Here is a 23121-nt window from a genome sequence, read left to right as displayed (position 1 = left end):
AGAATTAGCATTGACTAATGAATTAGCACTTGCTAATTGAATGTCATGATCGAAACTGCTCCAAACCCCGTCACCACCGTGATGCGCGCCCTCGCCGACCCGACGCGCCGAGCGGTGTTCGAGCGCGTGTTCGAGAGCAAGGAGATCAGCGTCGCCGAACTGACGCGCGGCAGCGGCGTGACCCAGGGCGCGATCTCGCAGCACCTGAAGTCCCTGAAGCAGGCCGGACTCGTCGCCGAGCGCGCCGAGGGCCGCAACGTCTATTACCGCGCCGCACCGCAAGGGCTCGAACCGCTGGTCACCTGGATGGACCATTACGGCGTGTTCTGGCGCGAGCGCTTCCAGAACCTGCGTGACCTCTTGAAGGAGATCGATCCGTGAGTGCTGCTTCCAAAGCTCAAGCCCAACACCAGACCAAAGACATCGTCATCGACGAGGTCTTCCCTCACGCCGTCGCAACGATCTGGAAGGCGCTGACCAGCGCACAGTTGATTGCGCGCTGGCTGATGCCGCCGACCGGTTTCGAGGCCGTCGAAGGCAACACCTTCACGTTCAAGACCAACCCGGCCGGCGCGTGGGATGGCACGATCCGTTGCCGCGTTCTGGAGGTCGTGCCGAACCAACGCTTCGCCTTTGCCTGGAAGGGTGGCGACGAGGGTAACACCGGTTACGGCTCGGCGCTCGACACCGTCGTCACCTGGTCCCTCACGCCGGTCGAAGCCGGGACGCGCGTGCGCGTGGTGCATTCGGGCTTCGTGACGCCGACGAACGACACCGCTTATCGCAACATGAGCGACGGCTGGGTCAAGGTGCTGCAGCGGCTCGATGCCATCTCCGGCGAAGACAAGTAGGAAAGCATCGCGATGGACAAGCCCTATACCGGCGGCTGCGCCTGCGGCGCGATCCGCTATTCGATTGTCGGCGAGCCCCTGTTCAGCAATCACTGCCAGTGCCGCGACTGCCAGCGCGAAAGCGGCAGTGCACATGGCTCATACGCGACGTTCGCGCGTGCCGGCGTGACGCTAACCGGCGAGGCGAAGCATTGGGACATGGTCGCCGACAGCGGCAATGTGAAGACGCGCGGCTTCTGCACGCAATGCGGCGTGCCTGTATACATGACCTTCGCGGCACAGCCCGACGTCCTCACAATTCGCGCAGCGAGCCTCGACGAGCCAGCCCGCTACAAGCCGCAGGCGGTCACTTTCGCCGCGCGCGGCCATGACTGGGATCGCCTCGATCCCAGCCTGGTCAAGTTCGAAGGCATGCCGCCTGGATGAGACGCTAGCCGAAATCCAGCACCATGCGGCCGTCGATCTTGCCGGCCTTCATCCGCTCGAAGACGTCGTTGATTTGCGCCAGGGGCACCTTCGTCACTTCGGCCTTCACCTTGCCGTCCGCAGCGAATGCGACGGCTTCGTCGAGATCGCGCCGCGTGCCGACGATGGAGCCGCGCACCGTGATGCGCTTGAGGACGACGTCGAAGATCGGCGTCGGGAATTCGCCCGGCGGCAGGCCGACGAGGCTGACGGTGCCCTTCCGGCGCACCATCTTCAGCGCCTGGGCGAAAGCGGCGGTCGAGACCGCCGTCACCAGCACGCCGTGAGCCCCGCCGCCGGTTGCCGCAAGAACTTTGTCGACCGCGCCATCCGCGAGTGCGTTGACCGCGAGATCTGCGCCGGTTTCGCGCGCAAGCTCGAGCTTGTCCTCGGCGATGTCGACCGCGGCAACTTTCAGCCCCATCGCCTTGGCGTACTGGATCGCGACGTGACCAAGCCCGCCAACGCCTGAGATCACCACCCATTCGCCGGGCCTCGCCTCCGTCTCCTTCAATCCCTTGTAGGTGGTGACGCCCGCGCACAGGATCGGCGCGATGGCGGCAAAATCGACCGTCGCCGGCAGCTTTGCTGCAAAGGCAGCCGAGGCGATGACATATTCGGCAAAGCCGCCGTTGACGCTGTAGCCGGTATTGTGCTGGTGCTCGCACAGGGTTTCCCAGCCGGTCTCGCAATATTCGCAGGACATGCAGGCATCGTGCAGCCAGGCGACGCCGACGGCATCCCCCACTTTCAAATTCTTCACGCCGGGCCCGAGTGCAGCGACGGTGCCGGCAGCCTCGTGGCCGGGAATGAACGGAGGAACCGGCTTCACCGGCCAGTCGCCGGAGGCTGCATGCAGATCGGTGTGACAGACGCCGCAGGCCTTCACCTTGACCAGAATCTCGCCGGGACCGGGCTGCGGCACCGGCACATCCTCGATCACCAGTGGCTTGCCGAATTGCTTGACGATTGCGGCCTTCATGGTCGGCATCTGCTGCTCCTCTGCGCTTTGCGAAGCAGAATAGCGATGCCGTCCGGTGCTCCTTTGACGGGGGTCAAACAGCACAAAGTTTGCGCAGGGCCGGCCCCATCATGACACCACGATGACGCCGCGCGGATGCGGCGTGTCAGCTATGGAACTTGAGGCCGTCGAGGATCTTGTCGATCACCTTGCGCTCGGCGCGCATGGCGATGCCGACGAGATTGAGATCGTTGCGCGCGACCACCCTCACCGCCTCACGGTTGGCGGCATCGTGCGTGGTGCTGAACATGTCCTCGGTATAGACCGCCGGCTTGACGTTGCGCGCGAGCGCACGGTCCAGCGCGCGCGACAACGCCGGACCATCGGCGCCATAGATCAGGATCGGCTGACCGATCAGCGCATGATATTTCGTGCCCGAGGCGTCCTCATAGGCTTCGCCGATGCATTCGGGAAAGGCCGCAGCGATGCCGCTGGTGAGGAAGGACGCAACGTTGAGCTTCTGCCAGGCCTGAAGATCGGTGCGGATCACGACCGCGATCTTGGTGTCGAATTGCATGTGGTTCCTTCGATTGTCATTCCGGGCTCGATGCTACGCATCGCCCCGGAATGACAGCAAGAGGAATCAGCGCTCGACGAAATCAACCCTTGGCATCGCAGGCCCAGGCGCGGATCACGCATTCCTTGCCGCCGTATTTGTAGCATTCGCGCGTGGCGGCGTTGAGCGAGGCCGAAATCTTCGGCTTGACGGCGTAGCCATAAGCGCCGCAAGGGTTGGTCATATCGACCGACATCGCGGCGCAGGCGCGCTTCATCGTCACCGTCGTGCAATCGCCCTTGCACTGCTTCTGCGCCGCGGCACGCGCCTCGTGCTCGTGGCCGTAATCAAAGGCCTGGCCATAAGCGCCGCATTTGCCGACTGCAATCGCACCGGCGGCATGCGCTTCGGTGACATAGCGGGCGCCCGTGACGGCAACTGACAAGACAAAGCAAAACATCGCGCAACGGCGCGCGACGACGTTCGAAGCCATGGAAAATCCCCTCCCCCCAAGGCAGGTGGAGGCAACTCTAAGCGCCGGTCGTTTCCAGATGGTGAACGGGTGGTTGAAATCGGAAGAGGCTTGGGGAGGTGCCGTAGGGTGGGCAAAGCGACTTGTCCGCCGTAGCTCGAAGAGCGAAGGCGGAAGCATGCCCACCAATTGTCGATCGTAACGAAGAGACCGTGGGCACGGCGCTCCGCGCCTTTGCCCACCCTACGGCACCGTCGTTTGCGGCACCGTTATCCGCCTCGCGCAGCTTCCAGCGCCTGCGGCGTGTCGATGTCGAGGAAGGCGCTCTCGCCGTCCACCGGCACCTCGGCCACCGCCTCGGTGTGCTTGGCGATCAGATGCCGCGCGCCGACGTCGCCATCGAGCGTCATCAGCTCCTTGAAGAAGCGGCGCGACCACAGCACGGGATTGCCGCGGCGGCCTTCGCTGACGGGCACGACGATGAGATTGCCGCGGTCCGGCGCGAAGCCGTCGATGAGACGGTCGATCAGGCCGGCATCGATCAGCGGCATGTCGCCGAGACACACAACGGCGCCATCACAGCTTTCCGGCACGGCCGCGATGCCGGCCTTGACCGAGCTGGCGATGCCGCCTGCGAAGTCCGGATTACGCACGAATTTCACCTTCAGGCCTTGCAGTGCCTGCTCGACCAGTTCGGCCTGATGCCCGGTGACGACGATCACCTCGGAGGCCTTCGAGGCCAGCGCCTGCTCGGTCGCGAGCCGCACCAGCTTCTTGCCGTCGAGCTCGGCGAGCAGCTTGTTCGGCCCGCCCATCCGGGTCGAACGGCCCGCAGCGAGCACGATGGCGGCGACCTGGCTATTGCCCTCGGTCTCGGGCTGCGCGCGCGGCTGCGGCCGCGTCACGATCTCCATCAGGAGGCCCCCGACGCCCATGCCCATGAGTTCGGACCGCGTCACCTTGATGCCGGCGAGAAGCCGCATCAAGACCCAATCAAAACCGTTCTCGACCGGCGAGCGCGCACAGCCCGGTGCGCCCAGCACCGGAACGTCGCCGGCCCGCGCGATCAGCAAGAGATTGCCGGGATCGACCGGCATGCCGAAATGCTCGATCTCGCCGCCGATCCTGGTGACCGCCGCCGGAATCACGTCGCGGCGATCGGCGATCGCGGAGGCCCCGAACACGATGACGAGCTCGGCACCGAGGCCGAGCAACTCCTTGATCGCGGCTGACAGGGCAGCTTCGTCGTGCTGGACCCGCCGCTCGGCGATGATGCTGGCACCGGCGGGTGCCAACCGTTCGGCCGTGACGCGCAGCGTCTTGTCGATCACCTTGGATGAGAGGCCCGGCAGCAGCGTCGAGACCACGCCGACGCGCTGGATCATGTAAGGCGCGATCTTCAGCACGTCCTTGCCTGCGGCCTTCACCGCGGCATCGCGCAAACTTCCTTCGACGCCGAACGGGATGATCTTGACGGTGCCGACCATCTCGCCCTCGACCACCGGCTTGTAGGCGGTGAGCGTCGCAAAGGTGATGGCCTCGTCGATGTTGTTGATGCGGTCGACCGCGGCGCGGTCGATCACCAGCACACCCGGACGTGCGGCGAACAGATTGGCGCGGCCGGTGAAGGCGCGCTCGACATGAATGCCCTCGCCGCCAACGGCCAGCGCGATGCCGGCGGCCGCAATGTCCTCGGAGACGTCGCCCGCCTCCATGCGCACCACGACGATGTCCTTGATGCCGGCCCGCGTGAGCTGCTCGACCTCGGCAGGCCCGATCGTCGTGCCCTTCTTCAGCACCAGCGGTCCCTGGCGCAGGGTGTGGACGGTCACCCCGCCGATGGCATCCTCAGGGCTCGCCGGGCCGAACTTCATGCCGCTTCTTCTTTTTCCTTGGGAGGCAGGCGGAGCACCGCCGTGATCTCCGCCATGATCGACACCGCGATCTCGGACGGGGAGACCGCGCCGATCGCAAGGCCAATGGGCGCGTGAATGCGCGCGATGTCGCTTTCCTTGGCGCCCTGCGCCCGCAGCCGGTCGCCGCGCTTGGCGTGCGTCTTCCGCGAGCCGAGCGCGCCGATATAGAAGCAGCCGCGCTCGAAGGCGTGCAGCAGCGCCGGGTCGTCGATCTTGGGATCGTGCGTCACCGCGACGAAGGCGGTGTAGGCATCGACATTGAGCGGCGGCAGAGCCGTGTCCGGCCATTCGGCCACCAGCGGAACGTCGGGAAAGCGCTCGGGGCTGGCGAACGCCGTTCGCGGATCCACGACGGTCACGTCATAGCCGAGCGAGCGCGCCAGCGGCGCCAAGGCCTGGCTGATATGGACCGCGCCGACGATGACGAGTTTTGCTGTCGGCGCGTAGACGTTGAAGAACAGCTTCTTGCCGCCGGCCTCGACATTGGCGCTCTTGCCCATGCGGAGTTGCTTGTCGAGTTCGGCGCGCAACGGATCTTTTGCAAAATCCTTCGCCTTCACCAGGCGCTGCTCGCCGCTCTCGGTGTCGGTCACCAGGATCACCGGCCGGCGCGCGGCCCGCTCGGCATTGAGTTCGTGCAGAACCTCGAGCTTCACGGCTAACCGACCTTCTCGACGAAGACGCGAATGGTACCGCCGCAGGACAGCCCGACATTCCAGGCCGTTTCGTCGGCGACGCCGAACTCCAGCATCCTCGGCTTGCCGCTCTGGATCACGTCCATGGCCTCGGTGACCACGGCGCCCTCGACGCAGCCGCCGGAGACCGAGCCCAGGAATGTACCCTCGTCGTTGATGACGAGGCTGGAGCCCGCCGGGCGCGGCGCCGAGCCCCAGGTCTCCACCACGGTGGCGAGCGCGACGCCACGGCCCGCCTTTTGCCAGTCCTCCGCCGCCTTCAGAATATCCTCGTCGCGATCGAGCATGGGGTGCCTCTCAAGCTGCGGAGCGGATCAGGCTGCGGTGATGCGGCGGCAGCGGCCGGGAGAGCGTCGTGATCAGCTCCTGGATCGAACTCAAATTATGTACCGGGCGGAATTCGTCAACGTGCGGGAGCATCATTTTGATGCCCTGGGCCTTGGCCTCGAAGCCGCCGAACCGCAGCAGCGGGTTGAGCCAGATCAGGCGCCGGCACGAGCGGTGCAGCCGGTCCATCTCGAAGGCGAGCCTGGAATCCGCCTCCCGCTCCAGCCCGTCGGAGATCAGGAGCACGATGGCGCCCTGGCTCAACACGCGCCGCGCCCACAATTTGTTGAAGTTGTGCAGCGAGGCCGAGATCCGCGTGCCGCCGGCCCAGTCCTCGACCGAGGCCGAGCAGCTCGCCAGCGCCTCGTCGGGATCGCGCTGGCGCAGCGCGCGGGTGACGTTGGTCAGCCGGGTACCGAACAGGAACACCGAGACGCGCTTGCGCGCATCGCCGATGGCATGGAGGAAATGCAGGAACAGGCGGGTGTACTCGTTCATCGAGCCCGAGATATCGAGCAGCGCCACGATCGGCGCCGGCTTCTCGATCCGCCCGAGGCGATGGATATCGATGATGTCGCCGCCGGTGCGCAAGGAGGCGCGCAGCGTGCGGCGGAGGTCAAGGCGAAGCCCGCGCGCATCAGGCCGCTGCCGCCGGGTCAGAAGCTCGGCCTGCGGCAGATGCATCCGCTCGACGGCACGCAGCGCCTCGCTGATCTCGGCGGCGCTCATCTGCGCAAAATCCTTCTTCTGAAGGATCTCCCTGTCGGACACCGACAGGCGCAGATCCTGCTCCTGGTGCTGCGGCGTCTCGGTCATGCGCGGCTGCGACATCGCCTCCTGCACGCGGCGGGAGCCCGCCTGCGGCTTCTTCTTGGCCTCGTCCGGCAGCGGCACCGAATCCAGCATGTGCTTCCACTCTTCCGAGGCGCGGAAGAACAGGTTGAAGGCCTGCTTGAAGATCAGCGCGTGCTCATGGCGCTTGACGAAGATCGCCTCCAGCGTGGTGAAGACGTCGGCGCGGTTGCCGATATCGATCACCTGGAGCGCGCTCATGGCGTCGATGACAGCGCCCGGCCCGACCGGCATGCCCGCAGAGCGCAGCGCGCGGGCGAAGCCGACGATGTTGTCGGCGAATTGCTCGGTCTGCTCGGGCGCCAGGTGGTTGATGGCCATGGTCTATCCTCGCTCCGTCATTCCGGGCGTCGCGCAGCGACGAACCCGGAATCCAGAGATTGCAGCGCGAGATTCTCAGGTGCGCAATTGCGCACCGGAGTTCGCGCTGACGCGCGCCCCGGAATGACGAACTCAAATGACGCGCGTCAATTCTCGCTCGTTGCTTCCTTCAGCACCTTCTGCAGGGTATCGCCCTGCATCCGGGTAATGTCGTCCTGGTACTTGAGCAGCGCGCCCAGCGTGTCGCCGACCACTTGCGGGGTCAGCGAGCGGGCATCTAACTCCGACAGCGCGGTGGCCCAGTCGATGGTCTCGGCGACGCCCGGCGACTTGTAGAAGTCCTGGTTGCGCAAAGCCTGCACGAAGCGCACGACCTGCTGCGACAGCTTTGCGGAGATGCCGGGCACGCGCGACTTGACGATCGCGAGCTCGCGCTCGGCCGCGGGATAATCGACCCAGTGATAGAGACAGCGTCGCTTCAGCGCGTCGTGGATCTCGCGGGTGCGGTTGGAGGTGATGATGACGATCGGCGCGGCGGGCGCCTTGACGGTGCCGAATTCGGGGATCGTCACCTGGAAGTCGCTGAGGATTTCGAGCAGGTACGCCTCGAACGCCTCGTCGGCGCGATCGAGCTCGTCGATCAGCAGCACCGGTGGTCCCGCAACGTCGGGCTCCAGCGCCTGGAGCAGCGGCCGCTTGATCATGTAGCGGTCGGCGAAGATGTCGCTCGAGAGCTGGTCGCGATCGGTGTCGCCAGCGGCTTCCGCCATCCGGATCGCGATCATTTGCGCGGCGCTGTTCCACTCGTAGACCGCGGAGGAGACGTCGAGGCCTTCGTAGCACTGCAGGCGGATCAGCTTCCGGCCGAGCGCTGCGGACAAGACCTTGGCGATCTCGGTCTTGCCGACGCCGGCCTCGCCTTCCAGGAACAGCGGCCGGCCCATCCGCAGCGAGAGATAAGTCACCGTCGCCAGCGACCGCTCCGCGAGATAGCCGCGCGACGTCAGGAGTTCGAGCATCGCATCGACCGATGCCGGCAAGGCCCCGGAAGTATTGGCCGCTGAAGTCATGAAAAAGCCAGTCTCGCTACGCCCTCACCGGGACAAGTTTGGCCGAGGCGTGAGGTTCACTCACTCCTTGGCATTGGCGGCATCGAGGGCGCGCCGCGTCAGCACGCCGATGAGGTGCGCGCGGTATTCGGCGCTGCCGTGGATATCGCTGTTGAGGCCCTCGGCCGGCACCTCAATGCCGTCAAGCGCCTTCGCGGCGAAGCGCTTCTTGAGGGCTTCCTCGAACGCAGTGACGCGGAACACGCCTTCGGAGCCGGCGCCGGTGACGGCAACCCGCACGTCGGACGGACGCCGTGCCACGAACACACCGACCAGCGCATAGCGCGAGGCCTGGTTGCGGAACTTGATGTAGGCCGCCTTCTTCGGCAGCGGGAACATCACCTTGGTGATGATCTCGTCGGCTTCCAGCGCGGTCGAGAACAGGCCCTGGAAATACTCTTCGGCCTTGAGGCGCCGCTTGTTGGTAACGATGGTCGCGCCCAGCGCGAGCACGGCGGCCGGATAGTCCGCGGTCGGGTCGTTGTTGGCGAGCGAGCCGCCGATCGTACCCTTGTGACGTACGGCGGGATCACCGATTCCGCCGGCAAGATTGGCGAGCGCCGGGATCGCCTCGCCGACGACCGCGGACGTCGCGACCTCGGCGTGCTTGGCGGTGGCGCCGATCACCAGCGAGCGGCCCTTCATCTCGATCGTATTGAGCCCCTCGATATGGGAGAGGTCGACCAGGTGCGGGGGGCTGGCGAGGCGCTGCTTCATGACGGGAATCAGCGTGTGGCCGCCGGCGATCACCTTGGCGTCTTCGTTCTTCACCAGGAGGTTGGCGGCCTGCCGCACGGTCCCGGGGCGATGATATTTGAATTCGTACATCTGAATGTCCTGATCGCGGGATGCGCGTTACGCGAGGTCGGATTTCGCCATCGCCTTGGCGCCGGCGGAGATCGAGGCGACGATGTTCTGGTAGCCGGTGCAGCGGCAGAGATTGCCTTCTAGTTCTTCCCGGATCGTATGGTCGTCGAGCTCGTTGCCCTTGCGGTGCACGATGTCGATCGCGGTCATGATCATGCCCGGCGTGCAGAAGCCGCATTGCAGGCCATGGTGCTCGCGGAAGGCCTCCTGCATCGGATGCAGCGGCGCGCCGTCTGCGGCCAGCCCCTCGATCGTCTTGACCTCGTGGCCGTCGGCCATCACCGCAAGCGTGGTGCAGGATTTCACGGCCTTGCCGTCGACATGCACGACGCAGGCGCCGCACTGCGAGGTGTCGCAGCCGACATGGGTGCCGGTCAGGCGCAGATTCTCGCGCAGAAACTGCACCAGGAGGGTGCGGGGATCGACGTTGGCGGTGACTGGATTGCCGTTCACGATGAGGGAGATTTTTGCCATAAGCACTCTCTATCAGCGCCCCGACGGGTCCCGTCGAAGCGGTTCTTATAATTATTCCAACCCATCATATGGGCCATTATGCCCCGGGGCAACATCGCCCGGGACGCAAGGTGCCATGCCGAAGGCGATGACCTTCAGCCCTGTACCGCCTTGGCGAAGTTCGCGAAAAATTCGTCGGCGAGTTTCTTGGCGGCGCCGTTGATGAGGCGCTGGCCGAGCTGCGCCAACTTGCCGCCGATCTGCGCCTCGACATCGTAGGACAGCAGCGTGCCGCCGTCCTTCTCCGCCAGCTTGACCACCGCGCCACCCTTGGCGAAGCCGGCGACCCCGCCCTCGCCCTCGCCCGAGATCTTGTAGCCGTTCGGCGGGTCGAGATCGGAGAGTGTGACCTTGCCCTTGAAGCGTGCCGACACCGGGCCGACCTTCATTTTCGCCGTAGCGCGAAAGCCGCCGTCCTCGGTCCTCTCGAGCTCCTCGCAGCCGGGGATGCAGGCCTTCAGCACCTCGGGATCGTTGAGCTTGGCCCACACGGCCTCACGGGACGCCGCAAGCTGGACTTCGCCGTTCATCGTCATGGCCATGAGGGTGCCTCCCGGATCGCGTAACTATTGTGCTGATCAAGTAACGCAGGGACGCGGCAAAGGAAAGGGCGGCGCCCGGTCACGTGCAATGCATATTCGCAACTGCAAAAAGACGTGTGTGGGCGCTTGGGGATTGGCACAGCCGGGCCATGATGATTAGGTCGCGCGCAACATGAGCACATCCCTCTCCCCCCTGCTCGCACCGATGCTGTCGAGCGCCGCCATGCGCGCGGTCTGCGATGACCGGTCGACCCTGCAGAACATGCTCGATTTCGAGGCAGCCCTGGCACGCGCGGAGGCCGCCACGGATGTGATTCCGGCCTCTGCGGTGGTCTCGATCGAGGCCGCATGCAAGGCCGATTCCTTTGACATGGCGGCGCTGGCGGAGGCCGCGACGCGATCGGGCAATCTGGCGATTCCCCTGGTCAAGATGCTGACCGCCAATGTCGGCAAGGCCGACACGGAGGCCGCGCGCTACGTGCATTGGGGCGCAACCAGCCAGGATGTTATCGACACCGCGACCATGCTCACGCTTCGCGCCGGCCTCGATGCGCTGGACGCCGACCTCAGCCGCGCCATCAGGGGATTCGCCGCGCTGGCGCGCAGCCATCGCAACACCGCGATGGTGGCACGGACCTGGCTGCAGCACGCGCTGCCGATGCCGTTCGGGCTCAAGGCCGCCGAATATGCCGCAAGCCTCGCCCGCGCCCGATGCCGCCTGCGGCGGCTGTCCCGGGAGGGCCTCGCGCTGCAATTCGGCGGCGCCGCCGGCACGCTCGCGGCCCTCGGGGACAAGGGGCTTGCCGTGGCAGAGCGTCTCGCGCAGGAGCTGAACCTGCCGCTACCGGAAGCGCCCTGGCACACCCATCGCGACCGCATCGCGGAGGTCGCTTCGGCTTTCGCTATTCTGGCCGGAACCTGCGGCAAGATTGCGCGCGACGTTTCGCTGATGATGCAGACCGATGTCGGCGAAGCCTTCGAGCCCGCCGGCGAAGGCCGCGGAGGCTCCTCGACCATGCCGCACAAGCGCAACCCGGTCTCCGCCGCAAGCGCGCTGGGCGCCGCTACAATGGCTCCGCAGCTTGCAGCGACGATATTTGCGGCTCAAGTGCAGGATCATGAGCGCAGCGCGGGTCCCTGGCACGCGGAATGGCCGACGCTGCCGCAATTGATGCTGGTCACATCGGGCGCGCTGGCCGCCATCGTCGACATCGCCGAGGGCCTCGACGTCGACGCAGCGCGCATGCGCAGCAATCTCGATGCAACCCACGGGCTGATCATGGCGGAAGCGGTCACTTTCGCGCTGGCCGACAAGATCGGCAAGAGCGAGGCGCATCATCTCATCGAGACCGCCAGCAAGCGCGCGGTTGCCGAGAAGAAACATCTGCGCGAGGTGCTGACCTCCGATTCGCAGGTCACTGCGCACCTTTCGCCGGAAAAAATTGCGGCATTGTTCGAACCGATGGCCTATCAAGGGGCTTCCCAAGCCTTGATCGACCGGCTGCTCGACAGCCTCGACCGCGAATAAGAACCGCAAAGTACGACGGAGACGCCGCATGCCCATGATCGATGCCGACGGTTGCCTGCTCAACGTCTCCGTCGAGGGCCGCGACGGCGGGCCGACGCTGATGCTCTCCAACTCGCTCGGCTGCACGCTGCAGATGTGGGAGCCCCAGATGAAGGCGCTGACGCAGGTATTTCGCGTCATCCGCTACGACCGCCGCGGCCACGGCAAGTCGAACGTTCCGCCCGGCCCCTACACCATGGAGCGCTTCGGCCGCGACGCGCTCGCGATCCTCGACGACCTCAACATCGAGAAGGTGCATTGGTGTGGCTTGTCGATGGGCGGCATGGTCGGGCAATGGCTGGGCGCCAACGCGCCGGAGCGCTTCGGCAAGCTCATCCTCGCCAACACTTCCTGCTACTATGCCGAGCCGACCAAATGGCTGGAGCGCATCGACGCCGTGAAGAAGGGCGGCATCGCCGCGGTCGCCGATGCCGTGATCGCGGGATGGCTGACGCAGGACTTCCGCGAGCGCGAGCCTGACATCACCGCGAAGATGAAATCGATGCTGCTGGCCTCGCCCGTCGAAGGCTACCTCGCCTGCTGCGAGGCGCTGTCGACGCTCGACCAGCGCGCGCTGCTGTCGAAAATCAAGAGCCCGACATTGGTGATCGCCGGCCGCCACGACATGGCGACGCCGATCTCGGCGGGTGAGCTGATCCGCTCGAATATTCCGGGCGCAAGCATGACCATCATCGACGCCGCCCACATTTCCAACGTCGAGCAGCCGCACGCGTTCACGGATGCGGTGGTGGGATTTTTGACGCAGCGCTAGTTGTTATCCGGAGAAACACAATGGACGACCAGAAGCGCCGCGATGCCGGCATGAACGTGCGCCGAAAGGTGCTGGGCAATGCCTGGGTCGACAAGTCGATCGCGAACCGCAACGCCTTCAACACCGACTTCCAGGACATGATCACCCGCTACGCCTGGGGCGAAATCTGGACGCGGCCGCATTTCGACGAGCGCACGCGCCGGGTGCTGGTGATCGGCACCATGGTCGCACTCGGGCAATGGGACGAGTTTCGCCTGCACGTGCGTGCGGCGCTCGCCGAAGGCGGCTTCACCCCCGACGACATCAAGGAAATCCTGCTGCAGCAGGCGATCTATTGCGGCGTGCCGGCGGCGAACCACGCCGTCAAGGAAGCCTCAGCGATTGTGCAGGAGCTCGGCCTGCTCAAGTCCTAGCGAAGCAGGGATCTCGGCAGGGGTCTCGACGATCTGCGGAGCAGCATCGGGCCGCTCGATCAGGATCACGATGGCAGCGCCGAGCAGCAGCAGCAGCTCGGTGGCATGCAGCCGGAGCGCAGCCATCTCGCCGACCTTCGAAGCCATCACCATGCTGGCAAACGAGATCAGGCTGCCGATCGCCAGCGCGATCCCGAGCGCCTCATCGCTGCCGCCGGACTTGCGGATTCGGGGGACGCAGAGCAGAGCGAGATAGATCGCAAAGAACGCCACCACGGTGAGCCGGCCCAACGCAAGCAGCCAGGCCGCGCGCACCGTGCTCATCCCTGCCATCTGGAGATGGTCGCTGAGGAACAGCGCGACGGCAACGCTCGGCCGCTCGTAAAGGCCGTGCACCGGCGCGACGATGATGTTGAAGGCGACGATGGTCCAGGCCGGAATGAAATAGGCCGCCAGCAGGGCGCCGTTGACCGAGCCGATCCGCCAATTCCTGAACATGCCGCTTCCCGCTTCGTCGACCACGCGCCTTCCGCCGGGAAGGCTTTGCCGGGAGCTAACTCGCATCAGACTGTGGCGGCAATTTAAACCCTTTGTTTACCTTAACTGCCCTCCCCCGTCATTCCGGGGCGATGCGCAGCATCGAGCTATGGTGCGCAATTGCGCACCTGAGAATCTCGAGATTCCGGGGCTGGTGCCAACGCACCATCCCGGAATAACGCGGCAAACAATTGCCCCCCAAAAAAGACCCCGCCTTGCGGCGGGGCCCTCCTCACTACCCTTCGTTCTCGGGCTCCCAAATTACTTGTCCTGCTGGCCGCCCTGCTGCTGGCCGGGCCGATCGCCCTGGCGCATCGGATCGTTCTGCTGCTGCTGTCCGGGTTTCTGGCCGCCGCCCTGCTGCTGGCCCGGCTGTTGACCTGGGCGCTGCTGGCCGGGGTTCTGACTCTGCTGACCCGGATTCTGGTTCTGCTGCTTCGTCATTCGGGGAACTCCCTTGTTGGACGTCAGAGGCGAGATAACGGCCGGCATCAGCTTTGGTTGCCCGCGGAACCGGGTTCCTCGCAGTTGCGGAACCGCCGGCCAAATGAGCTCTGTACAAGACCTTTTGCCGGAGCGTGAGCTGTTGCAGCCGCCAGTTCCCTCCTGTTACAAATCCGGAAGAATGCTAGGGGCTGCCGGGGCCCAAGAAACGGCCCAAGAAACCCACTCTCCTAAGAGCTCCCTTTGAGCCCGCGTCAGGTTTGGTACGGCAGCCCATGGATTACTTCGCCCAGCAGCTCATCAACGGTCTCGTTCTGGGCTCGATCTACGGCCTGATCGCCATCGGCTACACGATGGTCTACGGCATCGTCGGCATGATCAACTTCGCCCATGGCGACGTCTTCATGATCGGTGGCTTCGTCGCCCTGATCACCTTCCTGATCCTGATCTCGTTCGGACTGACCGCGATCCCGCTGATCCTGCTGGTCGTGCTGCTGGTCTCGATGGCGATCACCGCGCTCTATGGCTGGACCATCGAGCGCATCGCCTACCGGCCGCTTCGCCACTCCTTCCGCCTCGCCCCGATGCTGTCGGCGATCGGCATGTCCTTCGTGCTGACCAATTTTTCGCAAGTGGCGCAAGGCGCGCGCGTCAAGCCGATCCCGCCCTTCATCACCGGCGGCTACACCCTGCATGAGAGCACGGACGGCTTCGTGATCCAGCTCTCCAACATCCAGATCATGGTGGTGATCACTACCATCGTGCTGCTGGCCCTCTTCACCTGGCTGGTGTCGCGCACCCGGCTCGGACGCGACATGCGCGCCTGCGAGCAGGACCAGACCATGGCGGCGCTGCTCGGCGTCGACGTCGACCGCACCATCTCCATGACCTTCGTGATCGGTGCCGCGCTCGCCGCGGTCGCGGGCCTGATGTACCTGCTCTATTACGGCCTCGTCGATTTCTTCATGGGCTTCGTTGCCGGCATCAAGGCGTTCACCGCTGCGGTGCTCGGCGGCATCGGCTCGCTGCCCGGCGCCATGCTCGGCGGCCTCGCGATCGGCCTGATCGAGACGTTCTGGTCGGCCTATTTCTCGGTCGAGTACAAGGATGTCGCCGCGTTCTCGATCCTGATCGTGGTGCTGATCTTCATGCCGACCGGCCTGCTCGGCCGTCCCGAAGTCGAAAAAGTCTGACGGTCGCGCGTGACAGCTCCCTCGATCAACACGGCCAAACCTGCAACGGGCATCGTCGCTCTCCTGAAGACGGCCTTCATCAACGCGCTGATCGCGCTGGTGCTGTTCTCGCTGATGATCGGCATCCGCACCGAGGCGGGCGCCTCCGGCCAGCTCACCTATTGGACCCGCTTCGGCGACCTCGCCTCCATCGTCGCCGCCGTGTTCGGCGGTTCGATCGTGATCGAGCTGCTTCGGCAATGGATCGGCCCGACCGGCGCCGAGAAGCTGGTGCCGCCGGCGGTGCAGAGCGGCATATCGTTCATCGGCCGCTACCTCGCGCCGGCGCTCCTGATCTTCACGCTGCTGGTACCGGTGATCTTCTATAACCAGCGCTACATTCTCGACCTCGCGATCCTGGTGCTCACCTATGTCATGCTGGGCTGGGGATTGAACGTCGTGGTCGGCCTCGCCGGCCTGCTCGATCTCGGCTACGTCGCCTTCTATGCGGTCGGCGCCTATTCCTACGGACTGCTCGCCACCAATTTCGGCTGGTCGTTCTGGATCTGCCTGCCGCTCGCCGGCATCCTCGCCGCCTTCTGGGGCGTCCTGCTCGGCTTCCCCGTGCTGCGCCTGCGCGGCGACTATCTCGCCATCGTGACGCTCGCCTTCGGCGAGATCATCCGCCTCGTCATCATCAACTGGCAGGATCTCACCGGTGGCCCCAACGGCGTCTCCGGCATTCCCCGCCCCACCTTCTTCGGCATCCCGCTCGACAACAGCGACGACGGGCTCGCCGCCAGGCTCGGGATCGAATATTCGCCGACGCACCGCATCGTCTTCCTGTTCTATCTGATCCTGGCGCTGGCGCTGCTCACCAACTGGGCGACGATCCGCCTGCGCCGCCTGCCGATCGGACGCGCGTGGGAAGCCTTGCGCGAGGACGAGGTCGCCTGCCGCGCGCTCGGCATCAACACCACGACCACCAAGCTCACGGCGTTCGCGACGGGTGCGATGTTCGGCGGCTTTGCCGGCGCGTTCTTCGCCACCCGGCAGGGCTTCATCAGCCCGGAATCCTTCACCTTCCAGGAATCGGCGCTGGTGCTCGCCATCGTCGTCCTCGGCGGCATGGGCTCGCAGCTCGGCGTCGCGCTCTCCGCGCTCGCCATGATCGGCGGCTTCGAACTGTTCCGGGGCCTGGAGGGCTATCGCATGCTGGTGTTCGGCATGGCCATGGTGCTGATCATGATCTGGCGGCCGCGCGGCCTGATCGGCCATCGCGCACCCACCGTGTATCTGACCAAGGCGAAAGCGATCTCCTCCGACCTCGTCAAGGAAGGCCACGGATGAGCGGCGACAAGATTCTCAGCGTCGACCGGCTCGCCATGCGTTTCGGCGGCATCGTCGCCGTGCAGGACCTTTCTTTCGCCGCCGAGCGGAAGAAAATCACCGCGCTGATCGGGCCGAACGGCGCCGGCAAGACCACCGTCTTCAACTGCATCACCGGATTCTACAAGCCGAGCGGCGGCGCCATTCGCCTCACCCATGACGGCGGCAGGACGATCGCGCTGGAGCGGCTGAACGATTTCCGCATCGCCAAGCAAGCCAAGGTGGCCCGCACCTTCCAGAACATCCGGCTGTTTCCCGGCATGACCGCGCTGGAAAACCTGATGGTGGCGCAGCACAACGCACTGATGCGCGCCTCCGGCTTCACCTTCCTCGGCCTGATCGGCGCCCCCGGCTATCGCGACGCCGAAAAGCGCGCGATTGATCTCGCCACGGACTGGCTCAAGCGAGTCAATCTGCTCGACCGCGCCGACGATGCCGCCGGCAATTTCGCCTATGGCGACCAGCGCCGGCTCGAAATCGCGCGCGCCATGTGCACCGAGCCCGCGCTTCTGTGCCTGGACGAGCCCGCTGCCGGCCTCAATGCGCGCGAGAGCGCGGCCTTGAGCGAGCTTCTGCTGTCGATCCGCGACGAGCTCGGGACCTCGATCCTCCTGATCGAGCATGACATGTCGGTGGTGATGGAGATCTCCGACCACATCGTGGTGATGGACCATGGCGTCAAGATCGCCGAAGGCACGCCGCGCGAGGTCCGCGACGATCCCAAGGTGATCGCTGCCTATCTCGGCGCCGACGAGGAAGAGGCGGCAGCCGTGATGGAGGGCGGGTCGTGACCGCGGCGCCCTCTCCTCTGCTCGCAATCCGAGGCTTGCGCGCCGCCTACGGCAAGATCGAGGCGCTGAAGGGCGTCGACGTCGAGATCAATGCCGGCGAGATCGTGGCGCTGATCGGCGCCAACGGCGCCGGCAAGTCGACGCTGATGATGACGATCTTCGGCAAGCCGCGCGCCCGCGCCGGCCAGATCCTGTACGAAGGCCGCGACATCACCGACGTCCCCACCCACGAGATCGCGCATTTGCGCATTGCGCAATCGCCGGAGGGCCGCCGCGTCTTCCCGCGCATGAGCGTGGCGGAAAACCTCCAGATGGGGGCGGATGCCACCGAATGCACCGAGGGCGAACGCGAGGCGACGCTGCAACGCGTCTTCACGCTGTTTCCGCGGCTGAAGGAACGCTACGCCCAGCGCGGCGGAACGCTGTCCGGCGGCGAGCAGCAGATGCTGGCGATCGGCCGCGCCTTGATGAGCCGTCCCCGCCTGCTCCTGCTCGACGAGCCCTCGCTTGGCCTTGCGCCGCTGATCGCGCGCCAGATCTTCGATGCGATCGGCACCCTGAACCGGCAGGACGGCTTGACCGTCCTGATCGTCGAGCAGAACGCCAACCACGCCCTCAAGCTCGCCCATCGCGGCTATGTCATGGTCAATGGCCTGATCACGCTGGCCGGTACCGGCGCCGAATTGTTGCAGCGCCCCGAGATTCGCGCGGCCTACCTGGAAGGCGGCCGGCACGGCTGACCGGCCGGCAGCCCGACCCGCGTGCGGCCCCGTGTGGCGAGATATCTCTGCCGATGCCCGTATTTTGCCGGTGACTTCTCGGTAAATTCATTCGAGAATGGCGCCGGTTTGAACCGGGCACGCCCGGCAACTTCCACAGGCGACCACCCGCGAGGTATCTCATGAAGTCACTGAAGCTCATCGGTCTGGCATTCGGCGCGTCGATCGCGCTTTCGAGCGCGGCGTTCGCGCAGGATGTCACCGTCGCAGTCGCAGGCCCGATGACCGGCGGCGAATCCGCCTTCGGCCGCCAGATGAAGAACGGCGCCGAAATGGCCGTGGCCGATATCAATGCCGCAGGCGGCGTCAACGGCAAGAAGCTCGCGCTTTCCGTCGAGGACGATGCCTGCGACCCGAAGCAGGCGCGCTCGATCGCCGAAAAGATCGCCGGCGCGAAAATCCCGTTCGTGGCCGGGCACTATTGCTCGTCGTCGTCGATCCCGGCTTCCGAAGCCTATGCCGACGGCAACGTGCTGCAGATCACGCCGGCCTCGACCAATCCGCTGTTCACCGAGCGCAAGCTCTGGAACGTGGCGCGCGTCTGCGGTCGTGACGATCAGCAGGGCCTGATCGCGGCGCAGTACATCGCCAAGAACTACAAGGGCAAGAACATCGCGATCCTCAACGACAAGACCACCTACGGCAAGGGTCTTGCCGACGAGACCAAGAAGGCGCTCAACAAGGCCGGCGTCACCGAGAAGATGTACGAGTCCTACAACAAGGGCGACAAGGACTTCAACGCGATCGTCTCGCGCTTGAAGCGTGACAACATCGACCTCGTCTATGTCGGCGGGTACCATCAGGAGAGCGGCCTGATCCTGCGTCAGATGCGCGACCAGGGCCTCAAGACCGTGCTGATGGCCGGCGACGCGCTCGCCGACAAGGAGTACGCCTCCATCACCGGCCCGGCCGGCGAAGGCACGCTGTTCACCTTCGGCCCCGATCCGCGCAACAAGCCGACCGCGAAGAAGATCGTGGAGGCTTTCAAGGCCAAGAATATCGACCCGGAGGGCTACACCCTCTACACCTACGCGGCGATGCAGGTGTGGTCGCAGGCGGCCAAGAAGGCCGGCACCACCGACGCCAAGAAGGTCATGGAGGCGATGAAGGCCGGCAAGTGGGACACCGTGATCGGTCCGATCGAGTATGACGCCAAGGGCGATATCAAGCAGATCGACTACGTCGTCTACAAATGGGACGCGAAGGGCAACTATGCCGAGATCAAGGGCAACGGCACCTAAGCCCGCTTGACGCGCCCTCGGGCCGCCATACGATCGTCACCACGCCCCGGCTCGCCCGGGGCGTTTCTTTTCGCAGCGGGTTTCAGACGGCCGCAGGCAGTTCGCCGCTGGCCGCAGCCTGGGCCTTCCGCAGTGCTTGCAGGAGGTCGTTCGGCCGAAACGGCTTTTGCAAGCAGACCACGTTGGCGAGGTGAGGCGCTTGGTCCAGGAAATCGAGCGTCGTCATCCCGGACACCGCAATGATGGGAAGTCCCGGCGCATGCTCGCGCAGGCTCGCGATGACGTCGACGCCGCTGGTGTCACCAAGGAAGATATCGACGATTGCCGCGTCAAAGGAGCCTTCCGCGAAGGTTTTCAGCCCCGCCGCACCGCTGTCGGCCTCGGCAACCTCGTAACGGTTGACCCGAAGCACGATCGCGACCATCGCGCGCACGTCCTTCTGGTCGTCGATGATGAGAATACGAGGCATGGGAACAGCCCCCACAGATTGATCCAAATCGTATGATTCAAGCCTGGAACCCGCCGCGGCGGCAGGGCATTATGACACCGCCCAGTAAAGCGCATCTTACCCGATCCCTATTCCGCGCTCCCACCAAAATTAAGTAAACTGTAACCTTCGGTTGAGTCGTCACTGCAACAGTTCACGACACGCGCCCGGAACGGGCTACCGTGGGGACCGTGGAGATCAAGACTGCCGTATCTTGGAACTGCGGAGATGCTCAAAACGGGTCTGCATGAGATGAACGTGCCTGCGATCGACCGAAGCACATTTCTTTCAACGTTGCCGGCCGCACCGGCCGACCGGACCGCGGCAATGTGGATCGTCGGCGTCTCCTCGATCCTGTTCGCCCTCGCCGTTCCGTTCGCAGGTATCCAGCTGCCGCCGGTCCCGGCCTTCGTCGCGAGCTATCAATCCGCCCTGGCGGTGAGCGACATCATCACGGCAGTGCTGTTGCTGTCGCAGTTTTCGGTGCTGCGGACCCGCGCCCTGTTGTGGCTGTCGACCGGCTACCTGTTCACCGCCGCGGCAGCGCTGGTCCATGCCCTCACCTTCCCCGGCCTGTTCGCGCCGACCGGGCTGTTTGGCGCCGGCAGTCAGACCACGGTCTGGCTCTACATGGTCTGGCACGGCGCCTTCCCGCTGTTCGTGCTGGGCTATGCCTGGCTGAAGGAAAAGGACGGCGGCCCCACGATCCGGGGCACGACAAGCAACGTGATCTACGCCATCGTGCTCGGCGTCATCGTGGCCATGGCTGCCTTCACCTGGATCGTCACCGCCCAGCACGATCTGTTGCCGGTCCTGCTCCGCGACAGCCGATACACACCGACCATGATCGGGGTCGTGTCTTTTGTTTGGTCGCTGAGCTTCGCCGCGCTCGTTTCGCTGTGGTTCCGGCGCCCGCATTCGGTGATCGACATATGGCTCATGGTCGTGATGTGCGCATGGCTGTTCGACATCGCGCTGTCTGCGATCGTCAACGTCGTGCGCTTCGATCTCGGTTTCTACGCCGGCCGTCTCTATGGCCTCTGCGCGTCGAGCTTCGTGCTGGCGGTGTTGCTGATCGAGAATGTTCGCCTTCAGGCCCGGACGGTGGGTCTTGTCGGCAGGCTGCGCGAGCAATCGGCGTCGGATCGCGACTTCTATGGCAAGCGCCTCGCGCTGTATGGCGCCGTCGTCGAATCCTCCAACGACGCCATCATCACCCAGTCGCTCAACGGCGCCATCACCGGCTGGAACCGTGCGGCCGAGCACCTGTTCGGCTATTCCGCCGCAGAGGCCGTCGGCAAGCCGATCGACATCATCGTGCCTGAGGACCGCAAGCCGGAAGTCAGGAGCATTCTCAATCGCATCAGCAGCAACGAGTCGATTGCCCAGCACGAGACCGTCCGTCTCAGGAAGGATGGTCGCGCGCTCGACGTCGTCCTCAACGTCTCGCCACTTCGGGCGGAGAGCGGCGAGATCATCGGCGCCTCCAAGATCGCTCACGACATCACCGAGGAGAAGCAATCCAGGGAAAAGCTTCGCCGCGAGATCGAGGAGCGCCAGCGCATCTTCGAGACCTCGCAGGACCTGATCCTGGTCACCGACGGTTTCGGCAATTTCATCCAGGTCAGCCCCAGCGTGAAGGACATCCTCGGCTTCAGCCCGGAAGATCTGATCGGGCACAGCGCCACCGAGTTCATTCACCCCGACGACCTCGATAGAACCCGGGAGGAGATGCGCGCGGCGCGGCGCGGTGCGGTCAAGCGCAGCTTCGAGGCGCGCTACTATCACTACGACGGTCACGAGGTCACGCTGAACTGGATGGGCACCTGGTCCGAGCCGGTGAAGCGTCACTTCTTCATCGGCCGGGATCTCACGGAGAAGCAGGCCGCCGAAGCCCAGTTCCGGCAGGTCCAGAAAATGGATTCCATCGGTCAGTTGACCGGCGGCGTCGCTCACGACTTCAACAACGTGCTGACCGTGATCACCGGCACGATCGGCATCTTGTCGGACGCGGTCGCCGACCGGCCCGAGCTGGCTGCGATCACCAAGCTGATCGACGACGCCGCCGAGCGCGGCGCGCAGCTGACCAAGCATCTGCTAGCCTTCGCCCGCAAGCAGCCGCTCCAGCCACGCGAGATCGACGTCAATGCGCTGGCGCTGGAAGCCGCCAAGCTGTTGCACCCCACCCTCGGCGAGCAGATCACCATCATGCCGCAGCTCACCGAGGATGCATGGCCGGCTCTGGTCGACCCCGGCCAGCTTTCCACGGCGATCCTCAACCTCGCGCTGAACGCGCGTGACGCGATGCCCGATGGCGGCACCCTGGTGCTGGAGACCCGCAACGTCTTCCTCGACGACGGCTATGCCAGCATGAATGCCGACATGGTCGCCGGCAGTTACGTGATGATCGCGGTCAGCGACACCGGCTCGGGAATTCCGCCGGAGTTGATCGACCGGGTGTTCGACCCCTTCTTCACCACCAAGGAGGTTGGCAAGGGCACCGGGCTCGGGCTCAGCATGGTGTTCGGCTTCGTCAAGCAGTCCGGCGGCCACGTCAAGATCTACAGCGAGGAAGGCCACGGCACGAGCGTCAAGATCTACCTGCCGCGCTCGAGCGGCGTGCAGGAGACCGAGATCGAAGTGCTCCAGAACGCGCCCATCACCGGCGGCGACGAGAAGATCCTGATCGTCGAGGACGATGCGCTGGTGCGGCAATATGTGGTGACCCAGGTGAAGAGCCTCGGCTACACCGCGCTCGAGGCCGCCAACGGCGCGGAGGCCCTGACCATCATCGACAACGACAAGACCATCGACCTGCTCTTCACCGACATCATCATGCCGGGCAACATGAACGGTCGCCAGCTTGCCGATGAAGCCGCCCGCCGCCGTCCGGACCTGAAGACATTGTTCACCTCGGGCTACACCGAGAACGCCATCGTCCACCACGGCCGGCTCGATTCCGGCGTGCTGCTGCTGGCAAAGCCCTACCGCAAGTCCGAGCTTGCCAAGATGCTCAGGACGGCACTCGCCAGTTGAGCCTGCGTCCTCTCTGCGCTATCGCAGATCGCGAATTGCACTCAAC

At 65.0% G+C, this 23121-nt stretch carries 26 protein-coding genes; 12 read left to right on the top strand and 14 right to left on the bottom strand.

Translation table 11 applies throughout. The features are described 5' to 3' along the window. The first annotated feature begins 45 nt into the window (after nt 1–45). The 3 genes from GGD67_RS16400 to GGD67_RS16390 are packed head-to-tail and all read left to right on the top strand — an operon-like array spanning nt 46 to nt 1277. Entirely contained in the window at nt 46–381 is a 336-nt protein-coding gene (locus GGD67_RS16400; protein WP_092259151.1) for a helix-turn-helix transcriptional regulator, read from the top strand. Beyond that, nucleotides 378–851: an SRPBCC family protein gene (locus tag GGD67_RS16395; protein ID WP_018316519.1), complete on the top strand. Its 474-nt coding sequence runs from the start codon at nt 378–380 to the stop codon at nt 849–851. Before GGD67_RS16400 ends, GGD67_RS16395 begins: the two co-directional genes overlap by 4 nt. Before the next feature lie 12 nt (nt 852–863). After that, the gene (locus tag GGD67_RS16390; RefSeq protein WP_092259148.1) at nt 864–1277 is read left to right on the top strand and encodes a GFA family protein; all 414 of its coding nucleotides are present in this window, start codon (nt 864–866) and stop codon (nt 1275–1277) included. 4 nt (nt 1278–1281) lie between these two features. On the opposite strand, the gene adhP is transcribed toward GGD67_RS16390, so the two are convergent. The 11 genes from adhP to GGD67_RS16335 all read right to left on the bottom strand — a co-directional run bounded on the left by adhP (nt 1282) and on the right by GGD67_RS16335 (nt 10447). After that, nucleotides 1282–2307 (bottom strand): alcohol dehydrogenase AdhP, encoded by a 1026-nt coding sequence (gene adhP, locus GGD67_RS16385; RefSeq protein WP_179734216.1) that lies wholly within the window; start codon nt 2305–2307, stop codon nt 1282–1284. A gap of 136 nt (nt 2308–2443) precedes the next feature. Beyond that, on the bottom strand, nt 2444–2854 hold the full coding sequence (locus GGD67_RS16380) for a DUF2000 family protein (RefSeq protein ID WP_018316522.1): 411 nt from the start codon (nt 2852–2854) through the stop codon (nt 2444–2446). An 82-nt stretch (nt 2855–2936) separates the two neighbouring features. After that, nucleotides 2937–3326, bottom strand: coding sequence for a DUF4189 domain-containing protein (locus GGD67_RS16375; protein ID WP_018316523.1), 390 nt, complete (start codon nt 3324–3326; stop codon nt 2937–2939). A gap of 248 nt (nt 3327–3574) precedes the next feature. Further along, nucleotides 3575–5179 carry an NTP transferase domain-containing protein gene (locus GGD67_RS16370; RefSeq protein WP_179734214.1) on the bottom strand — a complete coding sequence of 535 codons (1605 nt, stop codon included), beginning with the start codon at nt 5177–5179 and terminating at the stop codon, nt 3575–3577. Beyond that, complete coding sequence (locus GGD67_RS16365) at nt 5176–5877, bottom strand: XdhC family protein (RefSeq protein WP_092259136.1); 702 nt, start codon at nt 5875–5877, stop codon at nt 5176–5178. Before GGD67_RS16365 ends, GGD67_RS16370 begins: the two co-directional genes overlap by 4 nt. Nucleotides 5878–5879: 2 nt before the next feature. Continuing rightward, nucleotides 5880–6203 carry an XdhC family protein gene (locus GGD67_RS16360; RefSeq protein WP_007602422.1) on the bottom strand — a complete coding sequence of 108 codons (324 nt, stop codon included), beginning with the start codon at nt 6201–6203 and terminating at the stop codon, nt 5880–5882. Between the two features lie 10 nt (nt 6204–6213). Then, on the bottom strand, nt 6214–7416 hold the full coding sequence (locus GGD67_RS16355; protein ID WP_179734212.1) for a VWA domain-containing protein: 1203 nt from the start codon (nt 7414–7416) through the stop codon (nt 6214–6216). Nucleotides 7417–7562: 146 nt separating this feature from the next. Further along, complete coding sequence (locus GGD67_RS16350; RefSeq protein WP_018316527.1) at nt 7563–8486, bottom strand: AAA family ATPase; 924 nt, start codon at nt 8484–8486, stop codon at nt 7563–7565. A gap of 60 nt (nt 8487–8546) precedes the next feature. Beyond that, the gene (locus tag GGD67_RS16345) at nt 8547–9353 is read right to left on the bottom strand and encodes a xanthine dehydrogenase family protein subunit M (RefSeq protein ID WP_018316528.1); all 807 of its coding nucleotides are present in this window, start codon (nt 9351–9353) and stop codon (nt 8547–8549) included. A 27-nt stretch (nt 9354–9380) separates the two neighbouring features. Then, entirely contained in the window at nt 9381–9866 is a 486-nt protein-coding gene (locus tag GGD67_RS16340; RefSeq protein ID WP_026201687.1) for a (2Fe-2S)-binding protein, read from the bottom strand. 134 nt (nt 9867–10000) lie between these two features. Next, on the bottom strand, nt 10001–10447 hold the full coding sequence (locus GGD67_RS16335) for an SRPBCC family protein (RefSeq protein WP_092259130.1): 447 nt from the start codon (nt 10445–10447) through the stop codon (nt 10001–10003). Between the two features lie 172 nt (nt 10448–10619). On the opposite strand from GGD67_RS16335, the gene GGD67_RS16330 reads away from it, so the two are divergent. The 3 genes from GGD67_RS16330 to GGD67_RS16320 are packed head-to-tail and all read left to right on the top strand — an operon-like array spanning nt 10620 to nt 13199. Beyond that, nucleotides 10620–11975 carry a 3-carboxy-cis,cis-muconate cycloisomerase gene (locus GGD67_RS16330; protein WP_179734210.1) on the top strand — a complete coding sequence of 452 codons (1356 nt, stop codon included), beginning with the start codon at nt 10620–10622 and terminating at the stop codon, nt 11973–11975. Between the two features lie 28 nt (nt 11976–12003). After that, entirely contained in the window at nt 12004–12786 is a 783-nt protein-coding gene (pcaD, locus tag GGD67_RS16325; protein ID WP_179734208.1) for a 3-oxoadipate enol-lactonase, read from the top strand. Between the two features lie 20 nt (nt 12787–12806). Further along, on the top strand, nt 12807–13199 hold the full coding sequence (locus GGD67_RS16320; RefSeq protein WP_014494190.1) for a carboxymuconolactone decarboxylase family protein: 393 nt from the start codon (nt 12807–12809) through the stop codon (nt 13197–13199). Here GGD67_RS16320 and GGD67_RS16315 read toward each other — a convergent pair. Both GGD67_RS16315 and GGD67_RS16310 read right to left on the bottom strand, forming a co-directional pair. Continuing rightward, complete coding sequence (locus GGD67_RS16315) at nt 13161–13697, bottom strand: hypothetical protein (protein WP_026201688.1); 537 nt, start codon at nt 13695–13697, stop codon at nt 13161–13163. The genes GGD67_RS16320 and GGD67_RS16315 overlap by 39 nt on opposite strands. A gap of 300 nt (nt 13698–13997) precedes the next feature. After that, nucleotides 13998–14180: a hypothetical protein gene (locus GGD67_RS16310; protein ID WP_018316535.1), complete on the bottom strand. Its 183-nt coding sequence runs from the start codon at nt 14178–14180 to the stop codon at nt 13998–14000. A gap of 275 nt (nt 14181–14455) precedes the next feature. On the opposite strand from GGD67_RS16310, the gene GGD67_RS16305 reads away from it, so the two are divergent. From GGD67_RS16305 to GGD67_RS16285, 5 genes are all read left to right on the top strand, one after another. Beyond that, nucleotides 14456–15373, top strand: a complete 918-nt coding sequence (locus tag GGD67_RS16305; RefSeq protein ID WP_179734206.1) for an ABC transporter permease subunit — start codon at nt 14456–14458, stop codon at nt 15371–15373. Between the two features lie 9 nt (nt 15374–15382). Beyond that, on the top strand, nt 15383–16702 hold the full coding sequence (gene livM, locus GGD67_RS16300; RefSeq protein WP_179734204.1) for a high-affinity branched-chain amino acid ABC transporter permease LivM: 1320 nt from the start codon (nt 15383–15385) through the stop codon (nt 16700–16702). Then, entirely contained in the window at nt 16699–17532 is an 834-nt protein-coding gene (locus GGD67_RS16295) for an ABC transporter ATP-binding protein (RefSeq protein ID WP_091965931.1), read from the top strand. The genes livM and GGD67_RS16295 overlap by 4 nt, the downstream gene beginning before the upstream one ends. Further along, nucleotides 17529–18272: an ABC transporter ATP-binding protein gene (locus GGD67_RS16290; protein WP_179734202.1), complete on the top strand. Its 744-nt coding sequence runs from the start codon at nt 17529–17531 to the stop codon at nt 18270–18272. The genes GGD67_RS16295 and GGD67_RS16290 overlap by 4 nt, the downstream gene beginning before the upstream one ends. 161 nt (nt 18273–18433) lie before the next feature. Beyond that, complete coding sequence (locus GGD67_RS16285; RefSeq protein ID WP_018316540.1) at nt 18434–19552, top strand: branched-chain amino acid ABC transporter substrate-binding protein; 1119 nt, start codon at nt 18434–18436, stop codon at nt 19550–19552. A gap of 82 nt (nt 19553–19634) precedes the next feature. Here GGD67_RS16285 and GGD67_RS16280 read toward each other — a convergent pair whose 3' ends face one another. Further along, a complete protein-coding gene (locus tag GGD67_RS16280; protein ID WP_179734200.1) occupies nt 19635–20021 on the bottom strand; it encodes a response regulator in 387 nt (128 codons plus the stop codon). 246 nt (nt 20022–20267) lie between these two features. Between GGD67_RS16280 and GGD67_RS16275 the strand changes: the two genes are divergently transcribed. Then, nucleotides 20268–23075, top strand: a complete 2808-nt coding sequence (locus GGD67_RS16275) for a PAS domain S-box protein (RefSeq protein ID WP_092259119.1) — start codon at nt 20268–20270, stop codon at nt 23073–23075. Nucleotides 23076–23121: the final 46 nt, after the last annotated feature.

Origin of the sequence: Bradyrhizobium sp. IAR9 (assembly GCF_013408065.1) — a bacterium.
In the GTDB taxonomy this organism is placed as follows: Bacteria; Pseudomonadota; Alphaproteobacteria; order Rhizobiales; family Xanthobacteraceae; genus Bradyrhizobium.
Note: the sequence above shows the minus strand (reverse complement) of the source record. Positions and strands in the feature narration are given on the sequence as shown.